20 protein-coding genes are annotated in these 23,592 nt (G+C 41.2%); 4 read left to right on the top strand and 16 right to left on the bottom strand.

Features of this window, described 5'->3' with window-relative positions; translation table 11 throughout:
- Nucleotides 1-248 precede the first annotated feature (248 nt).
- From HC643_RS04695 to HC643_RS04685, 3 genes are all read left to right on the top strand, one after another.
- A complete protein-coding gene (locus HC643_RS04695; RefSeq protein WP_038085072.1) occupies nt 249-1,169 on the top strand; it encodes a putative selenate ABC transporter substrate-binding protein in 921 nt (306 codons plus the stop codon).
- 18 nt (nt 1,170-1,187) lie between these two features.
- On the top strand, nt 1,188-1,946 hold the full coding sequence (locus HC643_RS04690; protein WP_038085071.1) for a phosphonate ABC transporter ATP-binding protein: 759 nt from the start codon (nt 1,188-1,190) through the stop codon (nt 1,944-1,946).
- A 233-nt stretch (nt 1,947-2,179) separates the two neighbouring features.
- Nucleotides 2,180-3,793: a PhnE/PtxC family ABC transporter permease gene (locus HC643_RS04685; protein WP_038085069.1), complete on the top strand. Its 1,614-nt coding sequence runs from the start codon at nt 2,180-2,182 to the stop codon at nt 3,791-3,793.
- Nucleotides 3,794-4,119: 326 nt separating this feature from the next.
- Here HC643_RS04685 and HC643_RS04680 read toward each other — a convergent pair whose 3' ends face one another.
- From HC643_RS04680 to trxA, 16 genes are all read right to left on the bottom strand, one after another.
- Nucleotides 4,120-4,854 (bottom strand): glutathione peroxidase, encoded by a 735-nt coding sequence (locus tag HC643_RS04680; RefSeq protein WP_038085076.1) that lies wholly within the window; start codon nt 4,852-4,854, stop codon nt 4,120-4,122.
- Nucleotides 4,855-4,933: 79 nt separating this feature from the next.
- Nucleotides 4,934-5,254, bottom strand: a complete 321-nt coding sequence (locus HC643_RS04675; RefSeq protein WP_038085067.1) for a 2Fe-2S iron-sulfur cluster-binding protein — start codon at nt 5,252-5,254, stop codon at nt 4,934-4,936.
- Between the two features lie 120 nt (nt 5,255-5,374).
- Nucleotides 5,375-5,842 (bottom strand): chemotaxis protein CheW, encoded by a 468-nt coding sequence (locus HC643_RS04670; RefSeq protein ID WP_038085065.1) that lies wholly within the window; start codon nt 5,840-5,842, stop codon nt 5,375-5,377.
- Between the two features lie 16 nt (nt 5,843-5,858).
- Nucleotides 5,859-8,726 carry a hybrid sensor histidine kinase/response regulator gene (locus HC643_RS04665; RefSeq protein ID WP_038085063.1) on the bottom strand — a complete coding sequence of 956 codons (2,868 nt, stop codon included), beginning with the start codon at nt 8,724-8,726 and terminating at the stop codon, nt 5,859-5,861.
- Nucleotides 8,727-8,938: 212 nt separating this feature from the next.
- Nucleotides 8,939-13,081 (bottom strand): GAF domain-containing protein, encoded by a 4,143-nt coding sequence (locus tag HC643_RS04660; protein ID WP_050046424.1) that lies wholly within the window; start codon nt 13,079-13,081, stop codon nt 8,939-8,941.
- A gap of 84 nt (nt 13,082-13,165) precedes the next feature.
- Nucleotides 13,166-13,684, bottom strand: a complete 519-nt coding sequence (locus HC643_RS04655; protein WP_038084325.1) for a chemotaxis protein CheW — start codon at nt 13,682-13,684, stop codon at nt 13,166-13,168.
- 39 nt (nt 13,685-13,723) lie between these two features.
- Nucleotides 13,724-14,107, bottom strand: coding sequence for a response regulator transcription factor (locus HC643_RS04650; protein WP_038084323.1), 384 nt, complete (start codon nt 14,105-14,107; stop codon nt 13,724-13,726).
- 158 nt (nt 14,108-14,265) lie between these two features.
- A complete protein-coding gene (locus HC643_RS04645) occupies nt 14,266-15,762 on the bottom strand; it encodes a response regulator (protein WP_038084322.1) in 1,497 nt (498 codons plus the stop codon).
- Nucleotides 15,763-16,210: 448 nt separating this feature from the next.
- Nucleotides 16,211-17,125: a cation diffusion facilitator family transporter gene (locus HC643_RS04640; RefSeq protein WP_038084319.1), complete on the bottom strand. Its 915-nt coding sequence runs from the start codon at nt 17,123-17,125 to the stop codon at nt 16,211-16,213.
- A gap of 460 nt (nt 17,126-17,585) precedes the next feature.
- Entirely contained in the window at nt 17,586-17,849 is a 264-nt protein-coding gene (locus tag HC643_RS04635; RefSeq protein ID WP_038084317.1) for a hypothetical protein, read from the bottom strand.
- Between the two features lie 319 nt (nt 17,850-18,168).
- The gene (locus HC643_RS04630; RefSeq protein ID WP_038084314.1) at nt 18,169-18,861 is read right to left on the bottom strand and encodes a glutathione binding-like protein; all 693 of its coding nucleotides are present in this window, start codon (nt 18,859-18,861) and stop codon (nt 18,169-18,171) included.
- Nucleotides 18,854-19,645, bottom strand: coding sequence for a class I SAM-dependent methyltransferase (locus HC643_RS04625; protein WP_038084312.1), 792 nt, complete (start codon nt 19,643-19,645; stop codon nt 18,854-18,856). The genes HC643_RS04630 and HC643_RS04625 overlap by 8 nt, the downstream gene beginning before the upstream one ends.
- Before the next feature lie 92 nt (nt 19,646-19,737).
- Nucleotides 19,738-20,409 (bottom strand): nitroreductase family protein, encoded by a 672-nt coding sequence (locus HC643_RS04620; protein ID WP_038084310.1) that lies wholly within the window; start codon nt 20,407-20,409, stop codon nt 19,738-19,740.
- Between the two features lie 110 nt (nt 20,410-20,519).
- Nucleotides 20,520-21,623: an alkene reductase gene (locus tag HC643_RS04615; RefSeq protein ID WP_038084308.1), complete on the bottom strand. Its 1,104-nt coding sequence runs from the start codon at nt 21,621-21,623 to the stop codon at nt 20,520-20,522.
- Nucleotides 21,624-21,871: 248 nt separating this feature from the next.
- On the bottom strand, nt 21,872-22,666 hold the full coding sequence (locus HC643_RS04610; RefSeq protein WP_038084306.1) for an SDR family NAD(P)-dependent oxidoreductase: 795 nt from the start codon (nt 22,664-22,666) through the stop codon (nt 21,872-21,874).
- An 89-nt stretch (nt 22,667-22,755) separates the two neighbouring features.
- Complete coding sequence (gene trxA, locus HC643_RS04605; RefSeq protein ID WP_038084304.1) at nt 22,756-23,079, bottom strand: thioredoxin; 324 nt, start codon at nt 23,077-23,079, stop codon at nt 22,756-22,758.
- An 80-nt stretch (nt 23,080-23,159) separates the two neighbouring features.
- Here trxA and HC643_RS04600 point away from each other — a divergent pair, with 80 nt between their 5' ends.
- Entirely contained in the window at nt 23,160-23,510 is a 351-nt protein-coding gene (locus HC643_RS04600) for an ArsR/SmtB family transcription factor (protein WP_038084302.1), read from the top strand.
- Nucleotides 23,511-23,592 lie beyond the last annotated feature (82 nt).

Genomic DNA, 23,592 nt, shown 5'->3' with positions numbered 1-23,592 from the left:
AATATGAGGTTGCGCTTAAAATTCTAATTACCCCTCTCCTAAGAAATTGCAAGGTTTCCTAGGAGAGGGGTACAGCACTTTTGAGGTATGTGAGGTACAAAAATTGCAGCGTGGCTTTTAAACATCGGAATTTGAATTAGATACTGTACCTCACATACTCCGAATCTGCTTTATACAGAAATGGTATGAGTATTCCTAATGTTGTAAAATTTTACTTTGTCTTGCAAATTGTATACTGCATAAAACGAATGCTACAGAAACTTTTTGTATCGGGGTTGTTTCTCATCTTAGTATCATTAACAGCTTGTTCTTCCAACACAACCGAAACTTCACAGACAACAACTGCGAAAGAAACAAAATCCCTAGTCACCGGAGCAATTCCCGATCAAGATCCAGAGAAACTTCAAAGGCAGTATACCAAATTAGCTTCTTATTTACAAAAAGAGCTTGGAGTTACCGTAGAATACAAGCCAGTCACTGATTATACAGCAGCCGTGACAGCATTTAAAGTTGGTGATTTAGACTTAGTGTGGTTTGGAGGATTAACTGGCGTTCAAGCAAGGCTGCAAGTTCCCGGTGCGGAAGCTATTGCTCAACGTGATGTAGATGAAAAATTCCATAGCGTATTTATTGCTAATAAAAAAATTGGGCTCAAACCCTTTAAAGATATCTCAGACCTCAAACAACTTAAAGGACGTACCTTTACTTTCGGTAGTGAATCATCCACATCAGGTCGTTTAATGCCACAATACTTTCTAGAACAAGCTGGTGTAAAACTCACAGACTTCAAAGGTGAAGCAGGTTTTTCTGGTGACCACGACAAAACACTTAAACTTGTCGAAGCAGGAAGTTTTCAGACAGGTGTATTGAACGAAAAAATTTGGCAAAAGCGTCTTGAAGCTAAAGAAATAGACTTAAGCAAAGTAGAAGTTATCTGGCGCACTCCAGAATATTACGATTATCACTGGGTGATTAACCCTCAAGTTAAAAAGCGCTATGGCGAAGATTTTGTCAAAAAAGTTCAAACCGCATTGTTTAAATTAGATCCCAAGATACCAGAGCAAAAAGAAATTCTCGATCTTTTACAAGCAGAAAAATTTATTCCTACAAAGAATGAAAATTATGCACAAATTGAACAAATTGGTCGCAAAATTGGCAAAATAAAATAATTTAGCCACCGTTCGCTGATGACCCGAGGTACACTCATGTTTGAACTGAAAAACGTGACAAAACAATTTGGAAATTTCCAGTCTCTCACAAATATCAACTTGAAAATTTACTCGGGCGAACGGCTTGCTCTTGTTGGTGCAAGCGGTGCTGGCAAAAGCACTTTAATCAGCTTGCTTAATGGTACACTGCAACCAACTCGGGGAGAAGTGTGGGTACTGGGTCGTAACTTAGTGAATTTGAGTCCCAAATCTCTTCGACAAGTGCAAAGGCAAATTGGTACTATTTACCAACAATTTCATTTAGTCGATAACTTACAAGTTATTCATAATATCAACGCGGGACATTTAGGACGTTGGTCATTCTTAAAAGCAGCGATTTCCCTAATTTACCCGTTGGAGGTACAAACAGCTTATCAAGCGCTAGCACAAGTGGGAATTCCTGAAAAGCTTTACGAACGTACAAGCCGATTGTCTGGCGGACAGCAACAACGGGTGGCTATAGCTCGCGTATTGGTGCAAGATCCTGCTGCTATCCTTGCGGATGAACCTATATCCAGTCTCGATCCAGAACGCGGTCGTGAAGTGATGGATTTGTTGTGTCAGTTGAGTAAAGAGTCAGGGAAAACTTTGGTAACTAGTTTGCATGCTATTGAATATGCTCGCAGTTATTTTCAACGCATCGTAGGTTTGCGAAAGGGGGAAATTTTGTTCGATCTTCCTGCTCGGGAGGTTTCTACAGGAGTTATTGAGGAATTATATAGGATTGAATCGCACTAGTGGTTCACCACATTGAATTTGAGGGTTGATTGAAAAACCGCAGAGGCGCAGAGGGCGCAGAGGAAGAGAAAAAGAGGATGAGCTTGAACATCGTTTTACCCATTAAAACTTATGTGGTGGACCACTAGCTGCAGAGGATGCGAAGAGAAATGGGTGAGGGACAAAGGAGAGGGGCGAGATAAGGGAAATAAGGGGGACAAGGGAGATAAGGGAGACGACTAACAACTAAACAAATGAAATTAAATTGGCAAAATTTCTGGTGGTTACTGTTTGTTGTTTTATTGGTTTGGTCTTTACATATTGCTGGGGTGTTTCAGCAAGATTTAATAAATACAGGAGGCTGGAATCTTGTTGTCCGCTTTTTCTTGGCGGCGTTTTCACCGGAATTGAATGGGGAATTTTTGTTGTTAACTTGGGATGCAACTCTGAAAACTTTTGCCTATGCTGTGTGTGGCACGTTTTTGAGTGTTTTCATTGGGTTTGTGGGCGGTATTTTATCGTGTGAGATTTGGTGGAAGTCAGTTTCGTTAAGAGGTTTTCCAGTTCCTTGGTTAGTTATACGGGCAATTTTAGCAATTCCCAGAGCGATTCACGAATTGGTTTGGGGTTTGTTTTTTCTGAATATTTTTGGTCTCGATCCACTGGTTGCTGTTTTGGCGATCGCAATTCCTTTTGGTGCTATCACTGCTAAGGTATTTTCTGAAATTTTTGATGAAACTCCTCGCGCTCCTTTATTAGCATTACTAAACAGTGGTGTTTCTCCTCTAAAGGCTTTTACTTACAGTTTGATTCCTCAAGCTTTCCCCAATCTACTTTCCTACAGTTTTTATCGTTTTGAGTGTTCGATTCGTTCTGCTGCGGTGTTGGGTATTATTGGTGCGGGGGGTTTGGGTTATCAAATTCTTCTCAGTCTCAAATCACTGCGTTACCAGCAAATGTGGACCTTGTTATTTGCTTTGCTGTTTTTAAGTGGTAGCACGGATTTTTTAAGTGGTTGGTTGCGTCAGCGTTTGGGTGTTCCGAGTCGTTTGGATTTAAATGTGCTGCATTTCAAGCAACGGCAAAAGCTGGTTCGAGAACGAGATCCGGTAGTTGCTTTTTCCTTAGTGGCTGCTCTTATTCTATTAATATTCTCTTTTTGGTATGTGAAAGCTGATTTTACAAAACTTTGGTCGCCCCGTACCGCACAACTCCTGTCAGAAGTTTTTCAGAATCTATTTCCTCCAGATATTTCTCTGCTCGATCGAATCTTGACCCTTTCAGCACAAACTTTGGCTATGTCCGTTTTAGCGATCGCAGGCGCAGGTTTGGGAGGTATATTACTTTCCTTTTTTGCAGTCAGGAAAATGGGGGTAAAATCTCTTCCTTCTGCTGTCGTCCCCTTAACTCGTTTCTTACTCCTTTTTGCTCGTGCTGTTCCCGAACCTGTGTGGGCTTTAATCCTTCTGTTTGTCATGTTTCCTGGAATTTTACCGGGTGCGATCGCTCTAGCTATCCACAACTTGGGTATCTTGGGGCGATTAATGGCAGAGGTAATAGAAAATTTAGATGATAGACCATTGCGATCGCTACAAGCTTTAGGTGCCAGTCATTCTCAAATCTTTCTCTATGCCACCATTCCCCTAACTTTTCCCCGCTTCCTTGCCTATATCCTCTATCGTTGGGAAGTTTGCGTTCGTGCTACAGTCATTGTTGGTTTTGTCGGTGCTGGTGGTTTGGGTCGTCTTTTAACAGAACAGCTTGGTAGCTTTGATTACAGGGGTTTGCTGACCACTTTAATTGTTCTGATAGTACTTACTTTTTTTGTAGATATAATAAGCACTCTGATGCGTCGATCTTTCAGGTAAGGGACTTTCAGAGAACAAATTATTCCAAAAAAACAAAAGACAGCCTTTAAAAAAAATGAGAATTATTATAATAAAAAAGAGAAAGGGTTTGCCTAAGACAACCACAAACCAAAATCGATTCCTACAACCAGAAGCGCAAGATACGCCCCGATACTGTGTACTGTGTAGAGCTTTTGTTGACTGTTTCCCCCCTTTTTAAGGGGGGTTAGGGGGGATCGAAACCGCAAAAATGCACTTTATAAGACTTGTGTACACAACCGCAGCCTTTTTTTAGGGGGGTTGGGGGTATCTAAAAAAACTGGAAATTGCGGTTGCACATTCAAAAATTACACAGCACTTAAGTAATCAGCCAGTGCTTCGGAACCACCAATTAATTTGCCATCAACAAACACTTGGGGAACTGTAGATGCACCTGTCACAGCTTGTAATGTACGAGCGGTTACATCTTTACCCAAAACGATTTCTTCATAATCAATGCCACGTCCGGATAGCATCTCTTTGGCGCGAGCACAATAAGGACAACCAACTCTTGTGAACAAGGAAACCAATTGAGGTTTTGCCGCTTGAGGGTTGATGTATCTCAGCATTGTCTCAGCATCAGATACTTTAAAGGGATCGCCTGGTTCTTCTGGCTCAATAAACATCTTTTCAATGATGCCATTTTTTACCAACATGGAATAGCGCCAAGACCTCTTCCCGAAGCCCAAGTCGGATTTATCGACTAGCATTCCCATACCTTCTGTAAATTCACCATTGCCATCAGCTACAAACCTGATGTTTTGAGCCTGTTGGTCTTTTGCCCATTCATTCATTACAAAAGCATCATTCACGGAAATGCAAATGATATCATCTACCCCATTTTCTTTAAAAACTCTTGCCAATTGGTTGTAACCGGGAACATGGGTTGAGGAGCAAGTTGGTGTAAATGCGCCTGGAAGGGAAAAGACGATGACAGTTTTACCTCCGAACAAGTCATTGGTAGTGAAATTTACCCAATTGTGATCTTGACGTAAACGGAATGTTACATTAGGAACTCTTTGTCCTTCTTTATTAGCTAACATGAGTAGAGCGGCTCCTTCGTAAATCTTCTGATAAATCATACTCATTATGAGTCCGACTTTTCAAGTAAAAATTTACTAATTAACGACAACCTTTAAACGGATTGATATAAAGTTGGTCTTGAGACTCTACCCCGACTTCAAACTTGCAATCAGAACGAGGATAGGCAATGCAAAGAAGCACGTAACCCATTGCTTCTTGTGCTGGCTTGAGAGCAACTGCTTGATACTGCTCAACCTCACCTTCAAGCAAACGTGCTGCACAAGTGATACAAGCTCCATATCGACACCCCACAGGTAATCGCAATCCTGCTGCTTCTGCTGCATCCAATATGTATCGATCGCCAGCCACCTCAAGAGTATAATTATTGCGGTTAACGAGTGTTATTTTATACGCATTCATGATTTATCCGCATAAATTACAAGTTCATCTGGATGTATCCGCCTGTATATGCGGTTCTTACACAAAGCACAATATTTTTTGCGCTTTTGGGTGCGATTTTATCAAATTTCTGTTAACCAGTTAAATATGATTGCTGGGAATTGTTATGGTACGCTTTAAATCTAGCAAAAAAATCGTTTTTATCATTTCTTCGGAAGATAAAACAGCGACATGACTGACGATGTCAGGGGTTGCTTTGCTGTAAATGTCCGATCTTGGAAGCGGGCGTATGGTTTCGGGTGGTAACTCGATTAAATCGGGTGGTTCGTGAACTAATACCCCACACAATTCTCCTTCTGAATCACGTGTAATTACCAAAAACGATTCGTTACCCGATAACTGAGGTAAGCTATCTAAATTTAAATGTTGCTGTAAATCTAAGAGTTTAATCGTGTGATTGCCTACTTGCACTAACCCCATTTGTATCAGTCTTGTACTGTGGAGAGACGAACAATTTATAACTTTTAGCACATCGTTAATAGACATTCCTAAAAAATAATCTGCTACTTTAAAAACAATAAATTTTTCTGTATTTGTTTCGCGTTCCACAATTATCCCCCTCCTGTTAATTTTTCTTTTCTAATACATCAGTCACTGTTGTTAACAGCATATGTTCTAAATAAGGCTTAGTAATATAAGCATTTGCTCCTAATTTAAAAGCAAGCAGTCTATGTTTGTCGCTACTTCGAGAAGTCAGCATAACAACCGGGATATCAGATAAATTAGGATCTTGCTGGCGGGTTTTTAGAAACTCAAACCCATTCATTCGAGGCATTTCGATATCGCAAAAGACTAACTGGATATCGGAATGGTAACGAATTTGCTCAATAGCTTCATAACCATCTTTAGCCTGAACAACTTGATAACCGGCTTTTTGCAAAGTTAACGATAGAGTTTGACGTACAGTGATGGAATCATCTACAAGCAAAATTGTTTTACATGGTTTTTTCTCAAAATTGCTTGCGTCTGCTAAAGCAGCACGCGTTTGGATTGGTAATTGCTGATGCTTCAGGTTTGGCATGAGAGGTACCGAACTGACAAAGTTGTTAGCGTTCTCTTGAGTTTGCTGTTCGGACAAATGATTGATTAATGCAGTTCCATCTAAGACCAGCGTAAGGCGACCGTCTGCTAGAATGCTACCTCCATAAACATAAGGAGGGGGTGCGATCGCACTTCCTAAAGGACGGATTGCCAATTCAAGCTCTCCAAAAAGTCGCTCTACTTCCAAACCTAAAAGTCGCTCCTGACAGCGAATCAGAATAACGGGCATCATTTTATTCTCTGTATCAGCAAAAGAATGTTTTGGCTGAGAGATGGGAAATTGAGAAATCGGTGAGGAATAATTTAAGGCTGTAGCGAGTTGGTAAATAGGGATAAGAGTTTCCGTATCCCCTTTACGCCATCGAAGGGCTTTACCGCCATCCCAGCATCTAACTTGCTCAACTTTAGGAATAATAATTTCCTCAATTGCGTTAGCAAATAAAGCGTAAATTTTCTCATCTGCTTGACAAACTAATAATTTATCAATTGTCAACTTTAGAGGAATTTGAAGTCTAAACATTGTACCGCGATGCGGTTCGGAATAGACGGAAACTGTACCTTGAATTGCTCGTAAATGAGTGCGAACAACATCAAGACCCATACCACGCCCGGAGAGATTGTTCACAGTTGAAGCTGTAGAGAACCCAGGTTCAAATAATAAATTAATAATTTCTTCGTGACTCAAGTTAATAGCATATTGCGGTGAAATCAATCCTTCTTCTACTGCTTTATTGCGAATCCTTTCAAAATCCAAGCCTTGTCCATCATCCTGAACTTCTACTATCAAATATCTCCCCTGATGGTAAGCCCGAATTTCAATGACACCTTTGTCTGGCTTACCCCATTCTTGACGGGTAGAAGGAGCTTCAATTCCGTGGTCAAAGGCATTGCGAACTAAGTGCAATAGAGGATCGTACAAACGTTCAACAACTGCTTTATCGACTAGAGTATCGCTCCCGTGAAACTCCAACGCAATCTGCTTTTTATGCACTATTTCTAATTGTTGCAGGATACGGGGAAATCGTTCAAAAAGATTTCCTAAAGGTAGCATTCGGGCTTCCATGAGGGAATCGTGACTACCGATCAGCAATCGACGCTGTTTTTCAAGAGTTTCTTGAGACTCGCGAGCAAACATTTCTACCGCTTCGGAGGCTTCTATTAGTTGTACGGTGTCTTCTAGAATTGATTGAATAAGTAAGTAAGGATTGGAGATTGACCGTTGGGAAGACAACCGCGATCGCGTTTGCGCTATAGGAGAGTGCAAATCCGAAGGGAGATTGGTTATTTGTACTTCTTTCTTATCCTCCTTGTCTCCCTTGTCCCCAATTCCCAGTTCCCAGTCTCCAGTTAATTCATAAAGTTGTTGTTGGTGTTTGACTAACCGAGAAGAAAGAACTCGAATCGCACTCCAGAGTTGTTCGTTTTGCAAAGACTGGCGATTTTGGTTGGTCAGTAATTCTCCAATGAAATAATTCAGTTGTTCTAAATGCTCAACGTTGACTCTGACAGTGTTAGAAAAAGAAGGTGTTGAGTGGGAAACTGAAGTAGCCTGTTCCAAAGTTGGGAACGTTGGCTGTGGTGTGTCGTATGAGTTGAGGATTGCGTCTGTTACACGAGTGCGCGGTGTCGTAAGTTGCTGTAAAGCCCGCGAGGGTTCACCACCTTGGGTACGATCGCCATTGAGTATTGATGTTCTAGCTTCCTGAAAGTTGACCAGAGCAATACGAGCAATAGTTATCGATTGATTGGGATAGTTATTTAAAGCACTCAGTACTGACTGAGCAATAGCTTGAAATCCCGGTAAATTTAATGATTCACCCAAACCGAAGAAAACCTCAGCCTGAGTTCTTAACAGAGAAAAAATTTGTTCGGGGTCGGCGCTAGCTATAGCTGCAGCCAGTTCATCTAATCGTTGGGTAACACCTAGTTCAAATATAGATTTTGTTAAATCGAAACCCAATTCTTCTGAGTTAGGAAGATCGGCTTCTAGGCTAAAAGAGTCTCCCATCTGTTCTTGCAATTGTGCAAAAATATCAGAAATGCGATCGAGAATCTCAGCCTCATTTAACAAGCTTCCCGTAAATTCTGCATTTAAGGAGAGATAAAGACATTCATAGCTCTCAAAAAGTAAAGCTTCAACTTCTGGTCCAATGCATAAATTAGGTTTACAGATAGCTCTAAAAATATCTTCTAAAGAGTGAGCTATCGTTGCGATCGTTCCTGAATTGATGCTAGCCGCTGCACCTTTTAAAGTATGAGTTGCTCGCATCAAATTATAAACTTTATTAATATCAAACCCTTCACGAAGACTGAGTAATTCTTGTTCTATTTCTTGTAGCAGTTCTTGAGCTTCTTGGAGAAAATATTGATAACTTTGCTCGTCAAATGTCATTGTTAATTTTAGATTTTAGATTTTAAATTTTAGATTTTGGATTGGTGGTTAGAGATCGATACGGTTCAGTTAACAATATCTCATCCTTGAAGATCCCCCCTTTTTAAGGAGGGCTAGGGGGGATCGAGTCTTATCTGAACCGTATTGGGTTAGAGATTGGGCATCGAAAAGCTTTAGCGACTAAGCACCAACCACCAACCACTAACCCTTAATTAATCAACCTTAAACCGATCGGCACTTGTCTGAAGATTTTGTGCCATGCTGAGAAGTTCTTTAAAAGAGGTAGAAATCTCTATAGAATTCTCTTGGGTTGTATTAGCAATAGCAGCTACTTTTGTCATGGTTTGCGTCACTGATTCAAACTGTTGTGTTTGTACTTGTGTTGCTTGAGTAATACCCTCCACAAGCTGGCTAATTTGGTTAGTTGCTGCAACAATTGCATTGAGATTTTGACGGGCTTCATGAACTTGCATGGTTCCGGAAGCAACTTGTTGAATGGCATGTTCCATCGCCATAGAAACTTCTGCCGTACCTTTTTGAATGTCTTCTACGAGTTGCTCGATCTCAGTTGCTGCATCAGCAGATTGACGTGCTAGAGTTCGGACTTCATCTGCAACAACAGCAAAACCACGTCCGTATTGCCCTGCTTTGGTGGCTTCAATGGCTGCGTTCAAAGCAAGCAGTTGGGTTTGCGTAGTAAAGTGACCGATCAAATTAACAACTTTGGAAACTTTTTGGGAAGATTCAGAGAAGCGTTTGAGGCGTTTGCTAGTTTCTGCAACTGTTTCCCGAATGTCAAGAATGCCATCGACAGTACGGTTCATAGCCGCATCCCCTAGCTGCACAATCTGATTGGTTTGTTGGGCGGCGGCTTCTACCTGTTGCGCGTTTATTGCTACGGCTTTGGTAGAGTTTGCCATTGTCTGCATTTGCTCTAAAGCATTGTTAAGAGACTGAAATTGTTGCTGTGCTTGGTTAGCTAAACCAACGATAGAAGCAACGCTTGCTTGAGATGTTTGAGCAACTTTTCTCGAAGAGGTCTGCACTTGCATGATAATTTTTCGCAGGCTTTGTAAGGTGTTGTTGTAAACATCGGCAATTGTACCGACTTCACCTTCTGTCACCGTTGCTCGAACGGTTAAATCTCCGCTCAGTGCTGGTTGTACTGCAGATAATAACTGAATGACTTCCATCTGCAATTGTTCTTTTGCTGCTTTTTCGCGTGCGCCTGCGTCTGAAAGTTGTTGTGCTGAAGAGCGCAGTTTCTCCAAGTAATCTGCTTGTTGTAAAGCAAGACCAATTTGTACTCCTACCTGAGCTAGCAAGTTAACATCGATGTGTTCCCATTGGCGAGGTTTGTCATTCTGATAAGCGCCTAAGAGCCCCCAAAGTCGGTCGCCTTTAAAAATGGGTGCAATCATGTAAGCCTTTGTTCCCCACTGTTCCAAAAGTTGGACGTGGCATTCTTGATGCCCTGCAGTATAAATGTCGTTGACACTGAAGGTTTCTTTGCGCCGATATCGACCGCCTTTTGTTTCTTGAAGGTATGTATCTTCTGTCCGGGCTAACTCAGTTCCGACAACTTTTGCCCAATCACTATGTACATCCTCAACTATGAATTCACCGCCCCACTCAGGATTAAAGCAGTAGATAGCAACTCTGCTAGTCTTTAACTGTCTCCGCAGTTCCTGAACAGCCATCTGCAAAAGGTTGTCTAGTGAAAAATTCTCTTGAATGAGAGCCAGTCCCAGCCTGTAAACGAGTTTGCTGTAAGCGCTTCCTTGTTCTACGGATTTGGCTAATCGTTGTGATTGTACGCGCAGTTCCTCAATATACTCCGCCTGTTGCAACGCGATTCCTAACTGCAATCCAATTTGCGTCAATATTTTGACTTCTATGTCTTCCCAGTACCTAGGTCCGCTGTGTTGAAAAGCTGAGAGCAATCCCCAAAGCTTCTGCCCTTGAAATATGGAAACAACCAAGCAAGATTTAACCCCAAAGTGCTCTAACGCTTCAACATGGCAATCTGTCAGCCCACTATTGTAAACATCATGTACAACAAAAGGTTCGTTGTTGCAGAACCTTCCGCCTTGATGTTCGTTTAAATAAGGGTCTTCCCAACCACTCCCTACTAATTTGGGCCATCCCCCAGATTCAGATTCAACAACAAAGTCACCAAAATAATCCGGTCGAAATTTATAAATGGTAACTCGCTCTAGATTGAGAAGTTTGCGGACTTCTTGAGATGCTGTCTTGAAAATCGTATCTATATCTGATGATTGGCGAATTTTGTCAATAACTTTGGCAGCAGATCTTTCTATTTCTGCAGTTTTGGTTATTTGGGCAGACTGTTCTTTAAGTTGTTTTAGGTATTCGGCTTGCTGTATGGCTACTCCCAGTTGATTGCTAATTTGGGTGAGAATTTTAACTTCCGATTCTTCCCATTGTCGGGGATTTGAGTTCTGATAAACTGCCAATAAACCCCAGAGCTTATTGCCTTTGACGATTGGAGTAATAATATAAGCTCTAGCTTGATACTGTTCTAAAACATCAATGTAACACGGTGAAAATCCAGCTTGATAAATATCGCTGACAACTCTAAAGTTTGCTGCTGTTGTAAATTGTCCTGCTTGAGTTTGTTGCAAGTAGGTGTCCGTAACTCTAGCATTACCACCTCCAAGGATTTTCGCACTGCACTCGCTGACATTTGCTCGCAGGAGTGGATTGTCTAACTGTTCTTGCAACAGAGGAGTCCAACCACTCGTCACTGATTCAGCGACGAACTCTCCACTCCAGTCATCGTCAAAGCGGTAGATAACTGCTCGTTCTGCTTTTAATAGAGTTCGGACTTCTTGAGTTGTCATTTTGAAAATGACATTTACGTCTAAAGGTTGGCGTATTCTCTCAATAACACGCGTTAGCGCTCGCTCTCTTTCCGCTATAAATTGCTCTAATTGTTGCTGGAGTTGTGCGGCTGCTTCAGCTTGCTTGAGGATAGTACTGAGACGACCGCTCACGAGTGACAGTAACGTGATTTCAGAATCTTGCCAGATCCGGGGAGTGGAGTTTTGATAAACACTCAGCAAACCCCAAAGTTGTTCGCCTTCAAAAATAGGGGCAATGATATAAGCTCTAGCTTGGTATTTTTCTAAAGTTTCGCGGTAGCAATCGGAGAAGGCTGCTGTAGAGATGTCATCAATCCGCTTGATTCCCTTGCCTCTAACAAAGCTTCCACCTTGTGTATCTTTGAGATAAGAATCAGTGGATCGGGTCGTAGGATTGCCCAACAACTTCACACTACAAAAATCGGAATCTACTATATTCGCTGATTGAAAATTGCTATTGTTCTCTTGCTCTTGCATTAAGGATACCCAGCCCGCCCCAACTGATTCAGCAATAAATTCACCACTCCAATCGGGGAAAAACCGGTAAACAACAACTCTGTCAGCTTTAAAAAATTGCCGCAGTTGCTGGGTAATGTTACCAAGTGTCGTGCTTGCATCAGAAGATGGCGGAATTTTTTGCAGGATTTGAGCCAAAACTTTTTCCTGCTTGGCTTCTTCATATCTCTGGGTTTTAAGCTCTATTGTTTGCAACTTCAACTTGAGTTCAGCAACGATGTGATGCAGCAAGTTTACTTCTGCTTCTTTCCACTTTCGCGCATGAGAACATTGCTGAACCACAAGTAGTCCCCAAACTTGCCCTTCCACTTGAAGTGGAAGGCTCAAACTAGTCTTGATTTGGAATTGTTTGAGAAGTTGGAGCTGATAAGCACTCAAAGCATTTTCATAGATGTTGTTAAGAGCGATGACCGAACGTTGTTTGCAATCTACCCGATCTTCTATCCCAAAGATAAGTGCTGGTAAATACTCTCCTAGAGATGGCGTGTAACTGGATGTCATTGATTCAGCAAGTACTATGCCCTGCTTGTCCGATTGAAATCGATAAATTAATGCACGATCGACTTGTAAAAGTTTGCGAATCTCAGTTGCTGTAGTTCTTAACAATGTATCGGCATTTGCTGTCTGATACATCTGATTCAGAAGCTCAGACAACTTTTGTCGTTCATGCTTGCTGTTTTGCTCGGTGGCGATCGCTAAATCAGTATCAAACTGGGTTTGTAATTCCTGAACCCATTTTTCTAATTGCAGAATTTTTTCACGAGCTTCTGGTTTAATAGAATGCCCTTCTTGCTGTAAATCTATCTTTATACCAGTTACCAAATCCAAAGCTTTGTGTAAATCCAAATCTCCTTTTATCTGGTTCTGATTCCCATCACCATTACTATAAATTGGTGCTTCTTCAAAAAAAGATTGTGAACTTAAACTTTGTTCGATTTGTTGAAAATCCTGCATGAAAATACCTTTAAACTATTCAAACTTCAAAAATTCTGTTGGGTGGACATTGCCCCACGATCCATATGAACGGGTCATCCAACCCTACACCTGACGATGTATTTGCCAGAGGTGACTCTGAATAATAGCTGTGACATCTAAAACGAGATTGTCACTAGGTAAAACACCCAAAACAAAAGGTAAAAACGAACGAGGAAACAAACCAGTTACCGCCTTTTGCAGTTGCTCCAAGTCATGTGACTCAACATCATTGACTCGCTCTACTACCAAACCTACAGCCTGTTGATTCACCTGAACGACTATTGCCATAGGTGTCGCTATTCTTGGTGCAGCATAGCTAATCAGATGATTGAGATCTATAAGCCAAAGCATTTCTCCTCGCCAATTACAAATACCTAAAATACAGTTTGGCATTTCAGGAATTGGTAAAATATCTACCGAGTTGACTTTTATCACTTCTGCAACTTGTTCTAAAGGTAGCAAGGCAGTGTTTTGTGATGTCAGAGAAAAGCGGAGCAATTTAGAAAGATTTCTTTCTGGAAGTAATGCTTCTAATCCTAATGGATCTAAATCGATTGCTGTTAATGACGAATTAATTTGCATATTCCATAATTCAATAATTGGCAATTATCAACGGCTTGGTTAATAATTACGAATTATAAATTTATTAGTCAAGTTTCTAATTGTTTGAATAAGTTGCTGTTGGTTTACTGGTTTGGATATATAAGCATTGGCTCCTAACATTGAGCCCCATAATTTGTCTGCTTCTGTGCCTTTAGTTGAACACATAACTACAGGAATATGCTGAGTATTGGAATTGGTTTTCAGTTCTCGACAAAGTTCAAACCCACTTTGACCTGGTAAAATAACATCCAAAATGACTAAATCTGGAGTTTCTGATTGCAGTTTAATTTGTGCCTCTTCACCACTTCTGGCACAGATGACCTTTATCTCAGCTTGTTTGAGATAAGAGGTTATGACCTGTGTTTCAGTCAAGCTATCTTCAACTAAAAGGACTGTCGTCATAAAAGTATTTTCCTAGCTACGCTGTCACAAATTAACTATGAATTATAAATTATGAAGTAGGTCACAAACTTTATCAATAAATTGATGAGTTAGTACTTGGCGGGGTTTTCCTGCTTAAAGAAACTGCCACGTATTTGTCTCATCTATTAACTGATTGGTCACCCTTTATCCTTCATCCTTGTTGTAGTTACTGAGTTTGGTAGATACTTCTGTAAAATTTTTAGCACTTTCTCTGTCACAATTGGTTTTGCTAAAAAGCCTGATGAACCAACCATTTTTGCTCTAACGCGGTCTACAATTCCATCATTGCTAGTAAGAATGATGACGGGTATGTGATTTAAAGCTGAGACACGACGAATTTGAGAGCAAATTTCATAACCGTTTGCAATTGGCATGACTAAATCTAAAAAAATCAGGCTGGGCTTATTCTCTAATAAGGTCGTTAATGCACTCACTGATTCCTGTATGTTAATACACCGATAACCAGATTTCGTCAGGATATATGCCATTTTTAAGCTGTCGCTTCGACTATCATCAATGTAAGCTATTAAGGGGCTTTCTTGTTCGGGTTTCAGCGTACTTACAAGCGGAGGAATCGATTCTCGTTGAGGAGTGTCAGAACTTTTATGGGAGTCAGTTGTAGGTTGAGAGGCTGGAAGTGTAATTATTTCTGTTGCGATCGCGAAATTCCCCTGCACATCTTGTTGGGGAATAGCAGTCACAGGTACTGAGACAATTGGTAATGGGCTAGATGCTTGTATTGGAGAATTACTATATGTATGATAGTTTTCTACTTGTAATTGTCTCTCTAGTTTGGGGAAGTGACTGGAAGCCTTTGTGGAAATGATGGGTTGAGATGACGAAGTTGAAGCTGGCTGGACATCATCAACAGAATTGAACGAGCGGGAAAATTTTTTATTTTGATAATTAGAATTTACAAGCTTTACCGGAACGGAGCGATCGTGAATAAATGATAGTTCAAGAATGCCTTGATTGACTAATTGCTGTACGTCATGAGCAACTGTTAAGACAGATTGTTGGAGTTGTGAAGCAAGATCCCAAATTGTGTTTTCTCCATTAACAAGCTGAATGATTCCAAAGTAATTTTTAGGAACTCTAAAATTTTCAAAGTTTGGCTGTTTCACAATTGGTGCAGAATCGGGGTTCAATTGCCCTAAATCCATGTTGCGCCACCTATTTCTTAGTTCAACAGCTGTATACAAGCATGGTTTGACATCTATTAAAGCAATTGGATGTAATTTTTTAGGTACCCAATGAGTGTGTAATTGGGAACGAGTGACAAGGTCAAATAAAACCTCATCAATCGTTTTGCCAACAATGCTTTTTGCTTGGGTTAAGGTCAACTGATTTTGTTCAAGACCTAACTTCAGCAGTTGATATTCCCAAAGTTCATCTTTTTGTAAAGTTATGTTATTGTCTTCAAATTTCCAACTAGGGCAATCTTGCGTAACGATTCTATACCAACGACGAACGCGATGGTTTTCTCTAGTGGCGTATAGCAAACGCCCGAGAAATAAATATAAATGCCATTTCTCATTCCCTGAAGAGAAGATGAGTTCTCCTGTGGCTCGTTGCTGGCTTAGAACAGCCAATCCTTTGGCAAGATTGGCAAAGCTTGGAAGTGCTGGTTGCATTGCGTGATTTCCTTAAGATATTCGTTGCCTGATTCGTATGGAAGTTGCACCCAGTTTTTCCAGATTTCTAGCCTTTGGTCTTGATTGCCAAACAGCAACTCTTATGCTCTTGTTATTTATACTAGTCTGATTTTTTATTCACTTTTATGTTATACCAGTAATACTACTATGTTATACCAGTAATATTACGGAAAATTAAAAATTTTACTTAAAATATTCTGTGAATAAATTTTAAATAAGAGTGAAACGAAACCTCACATCAACATAGAGCCATTTATCAAAGATTTTCAAGTTACTCTTTATAATTATTTACCTTTGATATTAAACTTTACAAATTCTCAGGCAACTATCAAAAGACAGATCTCATATCTTAAAAAACTTAATATAAAGTAATTCATAAGTAGAACATATAAATTGGATACGAAGCCATGCATCAACTATAAGGATATTAACCACAACAGGACTCTTGATTGCATGAAAGTAGAAAACCACCTTTTTCGATTTGAATAGTTGTGTGTTCGATACCGAAATTGTCATGGAGTTCGATTCTGATTCGGGTTAGAAAAGCATCGCCTGGACTTCCTGTTGGCATGACAAGATGAGCAGTCAATGCGACTTCTGTAGTACTGATTGCCCAAATATGTAAATCGTGAACTTCTACAACACCAGGGAGTTCTGTGAAATAAGTCTGAACTGCCAGCAAGTCAATTCCTTTTGGGACCGCATCAAGAGCTAAATCGATAGAATCGCGAAATAAGTGCCAAGTGCCAACAGCAATGACAATCACAATAATCAGTGTGATAACTGGGTCAAACCACAACCAACCTGTTGTCATAATGGCAAGACCACCCAGTACCACACCAAGAGAGACTAAAGCATCCGAAGCCATATGCAAAAATGCTGCTTTGATATTCAAATCTCTTTTTCTACCAGACACGAACATCAATGCTGTACCCGTGTTAATAGCAATTCCCACCATAGCTACGCCAATCACTACATGACCCTCAATTGGTACCGGGCTGTAGAACCGCTTAAAGGCTTCGAGAGCAATAGCACCCATTGCTAGCAGTAAAAAGCAAGCATTAGCCAGTGCTGCGAGTATGGAAGAACGGCGCAAACCATAAGTATAACGATGACGAAAACGACGCTGGGATAACCAGGAAGCTCCCCAAGCTAAAAGTAGCCCCAAAACATCGCTGAGATTGTGCCCTGCATCTGCAATCAAAGCCAAGGAATTATTGAAGAAGCCAAACAGGGCTTCAAGGCAGACAAATCCTAGATTGAGTGCAGTCGCGATCGCAAAAACACGATTGTAACTAGGTGGTTCGTGACTGTGACCGTGGTGTTGATGAGAAATAGGCATTTTTATATGACATTATTATTTACTATCCAAACATATGAATTTATATTCAAATGATGGCTTTCGTTTATTTAACAGCCATTTAACGTTTTCAAACAATGCCCTTACAGGGGATTTTGCATATAAATAAAATGCACTCAAAATTTTTATGAGTGCATTTAACACAAAATAGGAAGGCTTATAATCTTTTTACAAAATTCAATGTAAGCCATTTTTCGGGACTTTGCAGGCTGAAAAAGTCAGAAAAAGTCTGATTTTTCTTAAAGATTAGAGTAAAAACTCTGATTTTTGGTATTGGACATAATGAAGGCGTAACAAAGTAGACAACCCTTTTGCTGGATGAGTGGCACTCTCTCGACCGGAAGAAATGAGAAAAATGATTTTCAAGTGGGTAAGTTTAGTAAACTAACCTGATGCTTTTTAACTTAATTTCCAATAAAGATACTCAGTAACTCATGACTGGTTAATCAGCTCCACCGATATCAAAATAATCCAGTCTAACTTCACGCAGAATGTCTGATGCCTTCCAACCGCTAGAATTTGTGCTAGCAAACCTAGGGTAAGCTGGTTCTGCCAGCATATCTATAGGTTCTAGATCTAGTTCTTGCGGTTCTTCTGGTATGCTAAATTCTTCAGTTTGGGTCACAATTGATAGCAATTCAGAATCACTAGATTGGGGTGGAACTTTTGGCAGGGGTTTTGAGATTTTGATGATACTTTCCTTCACGAGGAGGTGTCTCCTATTACAGATATTTGACAAACAAGTCCCCTATTATACGCTTTTTTCACGGATTGGATCTCCTTTTGTGCCTGAATTTACAGAAGGGGGATTTCACCATTGACTTTTGCTATAGATATGCAATACGTGTCACTCAAGTTACCCACCATAAACTGAGGTTAGGGAACGAACCTGCGTGACACGCTTGTTAGTGTAAAACTCTTTGAAATTAATCTTTTTTCTCGTTACAAGGCTTCGCCTGATAACGAAATTAAGAACATAACCTGCGTACTATTAGCCATTAGCCATTAGCTATTAGCCATTAGCCCTAAACCGTCTTTGCCGATTGGTTAAACAATAAATCTCTTGACTTTTCAACATCAAGTGCCCGATCTTTGAATGTTTCTGCTTTTTCATAAGCACGAATTGTTGCAGGACGTTCTTTAATAGCTTCAAACCAGCGCTTGAGGTTGGGAAAATCATCAAGATTTTGGTTTTGACGTTCGTAAGGGACAATCCAGGGATAGCAGGCAATATCTGCAATAGAATATTCATCCGCAATAAATTCTTTATCTGTCAATTGCTTGTTCAGTACAGCATACAAGCGTCCTGTTTCGTTGACGTAGCGCTTAATTGCGTACTCAATCTTCTCTGGAGCATACTGACTGAAGTGGTGGTTTTGTCCCGCCATAGGACCTAGACCTCCCATCTGCCAAAACAACCACTGAAGGACCTCAACTCTACCGCGCAGATCGGCTGGGATCAACTTTCCAATTTTGTCTGCTAGATACAGCAAAATCGCACCAGACTCAAAAACCGAAATGGGACCATCTCCAGTTGCTGGTTCCTTATCGATAATTGCGGGGATGCGATTGTTAGGAGAGATGTTGAGAAAGTCTGGTTTGAATTGATCCCCGGCTCCTATATTGACAGGAACGATGGTATAGGGTAAACCAGTTTCCTCAAGAAACATCGTAATTTTATGCCCGTTGGGGGTTGTCCAGTAGTAAAGCTCAATCATGATTTAAGACATCCTTAAATTTTGGTGACTTTGCAATTGCTGCAAAAACTCTATGTTGAACTTGAAGCATATATGTAGGAAACTGGCTTTGGAGCAATCCTGCCAGTTCGCGATCGAATTCTTCAACTTTGTCTTTTTCTAAACTCGCTCCCACACCAGCACTCGCCCGAATTCTTCCCCGCCAATCCTCATGCGAATATGGCACAAATACGTCATATGAAAATGTTCGTATGTCTCGGAATCCACCTTCTCCTAAGTCTCGCAACCACAGTGGATATAAACCATTTCCACCCCCCATGTTCCAATCGGAATTATAAGCTTGTATTAGGTGTTCAGTCGCCTCCACTACATTGCCTTTTAACGGTACCCAATCAAAATGAGCGATCGCAATATACCCGTTTGCTTTCAGTATGCGAATCACTTCCTGAATAGCACGGGGGCGATCGAACCAATGCCAGCATTGTCCTGCTGTTACAACATCAGCGCTAGAATCTTCTAACCCAGTGTTCTCAGCAGATGCTTGGCGGTAATTTACCTTAACGTTGTTAGCGAGATCTAATTGCTTTGCTTGTTCGAGGAGAGATGTTGATGGATCGATACCAATGACATGACATCCTCTCATAGCAAAGTTACGTGCGAGCGTCCCCGTTCCTGTTCCAATGTCTACAACATTTTGTCCTGGCAAACCAATGCCGTATTCAGAAAGTTTGTTAAACAACGAACTGGGAAAACCCGCACGATATTTTGCGTAATCACTAGCAGTTGCACCGAAATCAATTTTCATAAAATTATCTAAAGGACAAAGGATGAAGTATCGAATTCCGACTTTTATCCTGTATACCTTTTCATCCTTTATCCTTTATCCTTCATACTTCACTAACCATTGTATGGGTTGCCCACTCTATCGACAAAAACATTGTAGGCGAATGGCAAGCGTCCGGGATCGCGACGGGGTTCTGCTGCATATCCAACAGGTACAAGCACTGCGATCGCAAAATCTCGATTGTCTGCGACACCAATGACTTCTTTCACTTTCTCTTCAATCCAACCATTCATAAAGCAGGTAGACAAGCCCAAACTTTCTGCAGCAAGCACCAAATGGGTAGAAGCAATTATGGCATCCTTAATAGCGTACTCTCGCCGCTTGTCTCCCAAACCTGCTTGAAACTGAGGGATAGAGCTTTTAAAGTACTCCACTGTCTTTTCATTCCAAGCACCTGTTTCAAGTGCTTTATTATAAATCGGTGTTAAATCTTGTTCTCCTGCACTCGCATCAGCTGCAAAGACAAAAGTCACGGGTGCTTCAATGACTTGCTTTTGATTCCAAGATGCAGCAGCAAGAGCCGCTTTTTGTGATTCATCTTGTACGATAATTATGCGCCAAGCTTGAATATTAAAGCTACTCGGTGCTGCTACAGTCAGTTCTACAAGTTGCTTGAGCAGTTCTGGTGATATGGGGTCTGGTTTGAAAGTTTTAATAGAACGACGCTGATAAATAGCGCTTGGTACATCCAGAGGTTTGGTTTTCAGGTCGAGTTCTTGAACCATTGGATTTATCCGTTATTTTTCTCACATTATAGATTTGTTAGAACACCAATTCCAAACTCGCAGTTCGTAATTACTTATTTAATTAAGAACTACGAATTACAAATTACGGGTTATTTTACTCCTGCCGGAGAGAAAGATTGGAGATCCAGTGTTGGATAATCTGTGTAACCTTTTGCCCCACCCGTATAAAACGTTGTTGGATTTGCTTGATTCAATGGTGCATTGAGAGCAAAGCGTTTGGGTAAATCTGGATTTGATATAAACAGCGTCCCAAAGGATACAAGATCCGCTTCTCCCTTGTCTACAACCGTTTTGGCTTTGTCAAGAGTATAAGCACCATTGACCATGAGGGTACCGTGAAAGCGTTCTCGAATATGACTCGTAGGTACTACTACGGCCCCATGTTTGATATCAGATTCTATTGCTTCAAAGATATGTAGATATGCTAAATCAAAATTGTTAAGAGCTTGGGCAGCATAACCAAATGTCTCAAGAGGATTGGAGTCACGCATATCATTAAAAGTGCCACTGGGCGAAAGGCGTACTCCTACCCGTTTTGAACCCCACACACTTATAACTGCTTCCGTTACTTCTAACAACAACCGAGCACGATTTTCCACAGAACCACCATATCTGTCTGTACGGTGATTCGTTCCATCCCGCAGAAACTGATCGAGCAAATAACCATTAGCCCCGTGAATTTCTACACCATCAAACCCAGCTGCTAGGGCATTTTCTGCTCCCTGGCGGAATTGTTCTACAATTTCTGGAATTTCTGATGTTTCCAATTCCCGAGGAATCACAAGAGGTTTCATACCCTCATAAGTGAGTATTTCGCCTCTAGCTGCGATGGCAGAAGGTGCTACAGGTGAGGCTCCATTGGGTTGTAAATCTGGGTGCGAGATTCTCCCTACATGCCATATTTGGAGAAAAATTCTGCCTCCGTGCTGATGTACCGCATCCGTCACCAACTTCCAACCTTCAACTTGTTCTTGTGAAAAAATTCCAGGTGCATAAATATAGCCCAAACCTTGTGGTGCAACATGAGTGGCTTCGGCAATAATCAAACCGGCTGTTGCTCGTTGGGCGTAATATGTAGCGTTCAGTTGGTGCGGTACGTTATTTTTAAGAGCGCGTTGTCTGGTTAAGGGAGCCATAACAATGCGATTGGGCAATTCTAAATTTCCTAGTTTGTAACGTGAGAATAAGTTCATATTGTTTGGTTGGTGGTTATGCGTCTCTACTGCAGGCGTGGGCATTTGCCCACCAATATTGAATGGCGGGTAATGTCCACGCTACTACCGTGCCCGCCTTGAAATGTTGGGTTGAGACTGTAGGGGGGCTCTTGTGCAGGGAGCAGGGGAGAAAGAAACTCATTAGCCGATTAGCTTTTACCCAACAAATTAGCCTAGATGCGCTAGTACGAAAATCAGCAATTTATAGAATGAGTTGGGAGTAAGCCTCAAACAACAGTCTTGAGAAGACCGCCATCTACCCGCAAAGCAGCACCATTTGTGGCAGCTGCCAATGGGCTAGACAGATAAATAACCATTGCTGCCACTTCTTCAATCGTGGCAAATCTTTTAATGAGGGAACTTGGACGAAGAGTTTGGAAAAAGTCGGTTTCAACTTCACTTGAGCTAATTCCTCTCTCTTTTGCCATATTTGCTATGAAGCCATCAACACCCTCGGAACGCGTTGGTCCTGCAAGAACACTGTTTACCGTGATCCCAGTTCCAACTGTCATTTCTGCTAAGCCTCTTGCCACAGATAATTGAGCCGTCTTAGTCATCCCATAATGAATCATCTCAACGGGAATATTAAGTGCCGATTCACTAGAGATAAAAATAATACGTCCCCAATTTTGCTCTAGCATTTTTGAGAAGTATTGACGGCTTAACCGAATTCCACTCAAAACATTAGCTTCAAAAATATCCAACCAATCTTCATCGGTAATCTCTGAAAATGGTTTGGGTTCGTAAATACCAAGGTTGTTAACTAAAATGTCTGTGCTTGAAACCTGTTGAAAGACTTTTTCGGCACCTTCTTTTTTTGCTAAATCCGCAGCTATTCCAGAAACTTTTGCTTCGGGGTTGCTGTGTTTAATTTTCTCAACGGCTTGTGAAACCCGTTGCTCTGACCTTCCGGTAATAATTACCGATGCACCTTCTTGTACTAGCCCTTGGGCAATTGCAAAACCAATACCCGCAGTCGATCCACTTACCAGCGCAGTTTTACCTTGTAACTTCAAGTCCATAGGGTGCTCCTGCCTATCAGTTAATATCAGCGATCGCTAACTAGTAACCAGCGATCGCTGAGTGAATAATTACGAATTATTTAACTGTATTACAGGTGCTGTGTTAAAGTCTTAGCCAAGCTTGTCTTTGGAACTGCACCTACTACCGTATCTACTTGGCGACCTCCCTTAAACACCATCAGTGTTGGAATGCTGCGAATTCCATAATGACTGGCAACAGTAGGATATTGGTCTGTGTTTAGCTTCACGACCTTTACCTGTCCTGTATATTCGGCAGCAATCTCATCGACTACGGGAGCGACCATGCGGCACGGACCGCACCATGGTGCCCAAAAGTCAACCAATACCGGGACTGAGCTCTCGAGGACTTCTTGCTTGAATGTGGACTCTGTCACGCTTGTAACGGATGACATATTTAGCCCTCCTCTATATTTCGATATTTCGATATTATCGAATAAAAGAAATAGTGTCAACTCTGTGACATAATAAAAATATGAAATTCTTGTATCATCCAGATAAAAAAAACATTTCGCTGCCTGGAGTGTTGTATGCTCTGGGCGATCCGGTACGGTTGGAAATTGTGCGACGCTTGGCAACCGAAGGCGAGCAATGCTGCGGTGACTTCGATTTTGCGATCGCTAAGTCAACGATGTCCAACCACTTTAAGATACTGAGAGAATCGGGTGTCATTTTGACTAGAAAAGAAGGCACCCAACACATTAATATCTTGCGACGAGAGGATTTAGAATTACTGTTTCCAGAGTTGCTCGATGTGGTGTTGCGATCGGCTAAGCCTCTACAGCTAACAGTGAGTAGGGGATTGAGCGTTGGGGACTGGGGATAGAAATTGCTCAATGATATAAGTAGGACGCTCGTGGGAATACTAGTTCAAGCAACTCGTAGTAGCATGAGCGTTAAAGACAGGT

Origin of the sequence: Tolypothrix bouteillei VB521301, assembly GCF_000760695.4 — a bacterium.
Taxonomy (GTDB): domain Bacteria; phylum Cyanobacteriota; class Cyanobacteriia; order Cyanobacteriales; family Nostocaceae; genus Scytonema; species Scytonema bouteillei_A.
This window is presented reverse-complemented; position numbering and strand designations above follow the sequence as displayed.